The organism is Sphingomonas bacterium, from assembly GCF_903643065.1.
In the GTDB taxonomy this organism is placed as follows: Bacteria; Pseudomonadota; Alphaproteobacteria; order Sphingomonadales; family Sphingomonadaceae; genus Sphingomonas.
This window is the reverse complement of sequence record NZ_CAHJWX010000152.1, coordinates 1-5,813: the sequence shown is the minus strand read 5'-3', so window position 1 is coordinate 5,813 and position 5,813 is coordinate 1. Positions and strand designations below refer to the sequence as shown.

At 69.5% G+C, this 5,813-nt stretch carries 4 protein-coding genes and 1 tRNA gene; 4 read left to right on the top strand and 1 reads right to left on the bottom strand.

Annotation, left to right across the window (positions count from 1 at the left end; all coding sequences use genetic code 11):
• The 4 genes from HUU95_RS06830 to HUU95_RS06815 all read left to right on the top strand — a co-directional run.
• Positions 1-1,942, top strand: a 1,942-nt coding sequence (locus HUU95_RS06830; protein WP_174279429.1) for an EAL domain-containing protein, incomplete at its 5' end; no start/stop codon positions are given.
• A 110-nt stretch (positions 1,943-2,052) separates the two neighbouring features.
• Entirely contained in the window at positions 2,053-4,449 is a 2,397-nt protein-coding gene (gene lon, locus HUU95_RS06825; RefSeq protein ID WP_174279428.1) for an endopeptidase La, read from the top strand.
• 101 nt (positions 4,450-4,550) lie between these two features.
• Positions 4,551-4,823 carry an HU family DNA-binding protein gene (locus HUU95_RS06820; RefSeq protein ID WP_174279427.1) on the top strand — a complete coding sequence of 91 codons (273 nt, stop codon included), beginning with the start codon at positions 4,551-4,553 and terminating at the stop codon, positions 4,821-4,823.
• A 78-nt stretch (positions 4,824-4,901) separates the two neighbouring features.
• Positions 4,902-4,976, top strand: a tRNA-Val gene (locus HUU95_RS06815).
• Between the two features lie 70 nt (positions 4,977-5,046).
• Here HUU95_RS06815 and HUU95_RS06810 read toward each other — a convergent pair.
• The coding region (locus HUU95_RS06810; RefSeq protein ID WP_174279426.1) for a DUF933 domain-containing protein at positions 5,047-5,813 on the bottom strand (767 nt) is incomplete at its 5' end.

The window sequence follows — 5,813 nt, the reverse complement described above, 5'->3', positions numbered from 1 at the left end:
CGTCGCGCTGCCGACCTTCAGCCAGGCGGCGGGCAGCAACGACCGCCGCACGCTGGACGCGCTGCCGCTGCCGGCGCTGCGCGCGCACGCGGCCCTCGTCTCGGTGAGCATGCGTCCCGATGCCGATGGTCAGGTCCGTGACATGACGCTGGCGACCGTGACCGCGGGCACGCCGCGCCCGTCGCTGTCCGCCTATGTCGCGGCGCGGTCCGGCGGCGTCGACCAGCAATTCCCGGTCGACATGGCGATCGACCCGGGCACCGTGCCGAGGCTGAGCTTCGTGGCCGTGCGCGATGGCCGGTTCGATCCCGCCGCCGTGAGGGGGCGCGACATCCTGATCGGCGCGACGGCGATCGAGATGGGCGATCGGTACGGGACGCCGCGATGGGGCGTGCTGCCGGGCGTGGTCGTCCAGGCGCTGGCTGCGGAGACGCTGCTGCGCGGCTTGCCCGTCTATGGCTCGCCATGGACGCCCCTTCTGCTGGCGGCGCTGATCGTGACGACGCTGCTGTCGTTCCGGTCGGCCGTGCCGAGCGTCGCGGTCGCGGTCGCCGGCGGCATCGTGCTGGTCGCGGGCGTGCTGCTGGCGCAGCACCGGTTCCTGCTGACCTATCCGTTGACGGCGGCGCTGGCGACCATCGCGGTCGCCGCTGCCGCCAGCATCGCGCGCGACGTGTTGCGGCGCTTCGACGACCAGCGCTCGATGGACGAGCCGACCAAACTGCCGAACGCGCGGTCGCTGCTGCTCCGGGCGAAGGGCGACGCGGTGGCGGTGCTCGCCGTCGCGCAGATCGACAACATCGATGCGTTGCGCGCGGTGCTGGGCGGGCGCGCCACCGCCGACGTGCTGATCCGCGTCGCCGAGCGACTCGCCCTGATCGCGCTCGATCGCGCGGTGTACCGCACCGCCGACAACCAGCTGACCTTCCTGCTGCCCCCGGGCGAGCCGGTGGAGGACATGCTGCCCGGCCTTCGCGCGATCCTGCTGCAACCGGTCGAGGTCGGCGGCCGGCGAGTGGATGCCTCGATCTCGATCGGCGTCGCGACGGGTTTTCACGGCGGCCTGGAACAGCTGCTCACCGATGCGACGCTCGCCGCCGACCAGGCCCGCCTGGAGGGAGGGTTCTGGCGTCGCGCCGCCACCGACCTCGAACAGCTCGACCGCTCGATCACGCTGATGGGCGAGCTGGACGAGGCGATCGCGGCCGGCCAGATCGAGGTCCATTACCAGCCCAAATATCATCTGCGCGAGCAGCGGATCGCCAGCGTGGAGGCGCTGGTCCGCTGGCGCCATCCGGTGCGCGGCTTCATCGGCCCCGACCTGTTCATCCCGATCGCCGAGCAGACCAACCGGATCGCGCCGCTGACGCTCCACGTCCTGTCGCTGGTCGTGCGCGACGTGACCGATTGGCGGTCCCGCCACCCCGATGTGGCTGCCGCGATCAACATCTCGGCCAAGCTCCTGTCGGCCGCCGTCTTCAACAACGACGTCGAGCGCATCATCGCCGCCGCCGCGATCCCGACCGCGTCGCTGATCTTCGAGGTGACCGAGTCCGCCGCCATGTCCGACACCGGCGCCGCCATCGCCGCGCTGCGCCGGTATCGCGACCTGGGCGTGGCGGTGTCGATGGACGATTACGGCACGGGGCAGTCGACGCTGACGTACCTCCGCCAGCTGCCGCTCAGCGAGCTGAAGATCGACCGCAGCTTCGTCCAGTTCGCGCACCAGAACCGCGACGACGGCGTGCTGGTCCGCTCCACGATCGAGCTGGCGCACCAGCTGGGGCTGAAGGTGGTGGCCGAGGGGGTCGAGGACGCGGCGTGCCTCGCCTTCCTCGAAGCGGCGGGATGCGACCTGATCCAGGGCTACCTGATCAGCAAGCCGTTGCCGCTGCCGCAGCTGGCCCAGTTGCTGTCGAACGATCGTCCCGCCGCCGCGTGACCGGTGAGCGTGGGGCGCCGGGGGCTCCTCCACCCGATTGATGCGACGGGCCTGCTTCACCATATGACGGGTCGAACGGGCCGTCTCGCCGATGGCCCCCCGGAGCTTTCATGACCCAGACCCTGCCCGTCCTGCCGCTGCGCGACATCGTCGTCTTTCCGTCCATGATCGTCCCCCTGTTCGTCGGCCGCGACAAGTCGGTCGCGGCGCTGGAGGCGGCGATGGCGGACACCAAGGAGATCTTCCTGGTCGCGCAGATCGATCCGGCCGAGGACGATCCCGCGCGCGCCGACATCTATGACATGGGCGTCACCGGCACGGTGCTCCAGCTGCTCAAGCTGCCGGATGGCACCGTGCGCGTGCTCGTCGAGGGCAAGCAGCGCGCGCGGCTCCTCGACCTGGGCGAGGCCGACACGCACCTGACCGCCTCGATCGAGCTGGTCGACGATGGCGAGGCGGAGGGCACGGAGGTCGAGGCGCTGATGCGCTCGGTCGTCAATCAGTTCGAGAGCTATGCCAAGCAGAACCGCAAGACGCCCGCCGAGACGGCGGTGCAGCTGGGCGAGCTGGTCAGCGCCGCGCTGCTGTCCGATGCGGTCGCGGCGAACATCGCGGTCAAGGTCGCCGACAAGCAGGCGCTGCTGGTCGAGGGCAATCCGGCCAAGCGGCTGGAGATGGTGTTCGGCCTGATGGAGGGCGAGCTGGGCGTCCTGCAGGTCGAGAAGAAGATCAAGAGTCGCGTCAAGCGCCAGATGGAGAAGACGCAGCGCGAATATTATCTCAACGAGCAGCTGAAGGCGATCCAGCGCGAGCTGGGCAATGGCGACGACGAGGGCGAGGGCGACGAGGTCGCCGAGCTGACCGGCAAGATTGCGACGCTCAAGCTGTCCAAGGAGGCGCGGACCAAGGCGACGGCGGAGCTGAAGAAGCTCAAGACCATGGCGCCGATGAGCGCCGAGGCGACGGTGGTGCGCAACTATCTGGACGTGCTGCTGGGGCTGCCCTGGGGCAAGAAGAGCAAGCTCAAGCGCGACATCGCCGCCGCGCAGGCGGTGCTGGACGAGGATCATTACGCGCTGGAGAAGGTCAAGGACCGGATCGTCGAATATCTGGCGGTGCAGGCGCGCACCAACAAGCTGAAGGGTCCGATCCTGTGCCTGGTCGGCCCGCCCGGCGTCGGCAAGACGTCGCTCGGCCAGTCGATCGCCAAGGCGACGGGGCGCGAGTTCGTTCGCCAGTCGCTGGGTGGCGTACGCGACGAGGCGGAGATCCGTGGCCATCGCCGCACCTATATCGGCTCGCTGCCCGGCAAGATCGTCACCAACCTGAAGAAGGCCGGCGCGTCCAACCCGCTGTTCCTGCTCGACGAGATCGACAAGCTGGGCCAGGATTTCCGGGGCGATCCGGCGTCGGCGCTGCTGGAGGTGCTCGATCCCGAACAGAACGCCAAGTTCCAGGATCATTATCTGGAGATCGACCTCGACCTGAGCGACATCATGTTCGTCTGTACCGCGAACACGCTCAACCTGCCGCAGCCGCTGCTCGACCGGATGGAGATCATTCGCCTGGAAGGCTATACGGAGGACGAGAAGGTCGCGATCGCCGAGCGCCACCTCATCGCCAAGCAGCTGGAGCTGCACGGGCTCAAGCCGGGCGAGTTCACGCTGACGCCCGACGGCCTGCGCGCGCTGATCCAGCGCTACACGCGCGAGGCCGGCGTGCGCACGCTGGAGCGCGAGATCGCCAAGCTGATGCGCAAGGCGCTGCGCCGCATCCTGGAGGGCAAGGACACCGCCGTGACGGTGACGCCGGACAATCTGCACGACTTCGCCGGCACGCAGAAATATCGCCATGGCCTGAGCGAGACCGAGCATCAGATCGGCGCGGTCACCGGGCTCGCCTGGACGGAGGTGGGCGGCGAGTTGCTGACGATCGAGTCGGTGACGGTGCCGGGCAAGGGCGCGGCCAAGATCACCGGCAAGCTGGGCGACGTGATGAAGGAGTCGATTGAGACCGCGTTCAGCTTCATCAAGGCGCGCGCGCCGACCTATGGCATCAAGCCGTCGCTGTTCGCCCGCAAGGACGTCCACATCCACCTGCCCGAGGGCGCGGTGCCCAAGGACGGGCCGTCGGCGGGCATCGGCATCACCACGTCGATCATCTCGACGCTGACGGGCATCCCCGTGCGGCGCGAGGTGGCGATGACGGGCGAGGTGACGCTGCGCGGCCGCGTGTTGCCGATCGGCGGGCTGAAGGAGAAGCTTCTCGCGGCGCTGCGCGGCGGCATCGAGACGGTGCTGATCCCGCAGGAGAACGAGAAGGACCTGGCCGACGTCCCGGCGTCGATCAAGCAGGGGCTTCAGATCGTGCCCGTCAGCCATGTCGACGAGGTGTTGCGGCTCGCGCTGACCGCGCCGATCGAGGCGATCGAGTGGTCGGACGCGGACGAACTGGCGGCGCTGCCCCCGCCGGGCGTCGCGCCGGTGGGCGGCGAGCTGCACCATTGATCGGGCGCGCGGGCGATTGACTCGGGTTGCCCGCGCGCGCCACTACGGCGCGCGCGGCCCGGCGACTCCGGGTGCGTAAACGTTCGTCCGGGGGTGCGTGCATGAACAAGCTGGAGCTGATCGCGACCGTCGCCGACACATCGGGCCTGACCAAGGGGGACGCGGTCAAGGCGGTGGAGGCGGTGTTCGACACGATCTCGGCCGCGCTCAAGAAGGGCGACGAGGTCCGGCTGGTCGGTTTCGGCACCTTCTCGCTGTCCAAGCGCAAGGCCTCGACCGGTCGCAACCCGCGCACCGGCGAGCCGATGACGATCAAGGCGTCCAGCCAGCCCAAGTTCAAGGCCGGCAAGGGGCTGAAGGACTCGGTGAACTGAGCCTCCAATCGGGATCGGACTGGACAGCGACGGCCGCGCTGCTAAGAAGCCGCCATCCGGCGGACCCCAGCGGGGCACGGGCGCGTAGCTCAGCGGTAGAGCACACCCTTCACACGGGTGGGGTCACAGGTTCAATCCCTGTCGCGCCCACCAGCCGATGACGTGCGGCGCTGCCATGCCCCGGCGCCATGCCCCAGTGCCATGCCGACGTCGCGATGGCGCGTCACACGTTGAAGCGGAACAGCATCACGTCGCCGTCCTGGACGACATAGTCCTTGCCCTCCGACCGCAGCTTGCCGGCCTCGCGCGCGCCGCTTTCGCCGCCGAGCGCGAGATAGTCGGCATAGGCGATCGTCTCGGCGCGGATGAAGCCGCGTTCGAAATCGGAGTGGATCGCGCCGGCGGCCTGCGGCGCGCGGGCGCCGACGTCCACCGTCCAGGCGCGCGCCTCCTTCGGCCCGACGGTGAAGAAGGTGAGGAGGTGGAGCAGGCGGTAGCCGGCGCGGATGACGCGCGCGAGGCCGGTCTCCGCCAGGCCCAGCTCGGCCAGGAACTCGCCCCGTTCGTCGGCGGGCATGGTGGCGATCTCCGCCTCGATCGCGGCGGACACGACCACCGCCTCCGCGCCCTCGGCCGCCGCCTTGGCCAGCACGCGCGCCGACAGCGCGTTGCCGGCGGCGGCGTCGGCCTCATCGACGTTGCAGACATAGAGGACGGGCTTGGCGGTGAGCAGCTGCGCCGCGGTGAGGACGCGCTCCTCCTCGACATCCTTGGGCCGGGTCAGCCGCGCCGGCTTGCCGCCCTGCAGCAGCTCCAGCGCCTGGCCGAGGACGCTGGCGCCGATCTTCGCCTCCTTGTCGCCCTGCTGACCCTTTTTGACGAGATTGGGGACGCGCTTCTCCAGGCTCTCCAGGTCGGCGAGCATCAGCTCGGTCTCGACGGTGTCAGCGTCGGCGACCGGATCGACCTTGCCCTCGACATGGGTGACGT

What these genes read in the sequence shown, in the direction of transcription:
- lon (WP_174279428.1), top strand. Translation starts at nt 2,053, where the DNA reads ATGACCCAGACCCTGCCCGTCCTGCCGCTGCGCGACATCGTCGTCTTT.
- HUU95_RS06820 (WP_174279427.1), top strand. Translation starts at nt 4,551, where the DNA reads ATGAACAAGCTGGAGCTGATCGCGACCGTCGCCGACACATCGGGCCTG.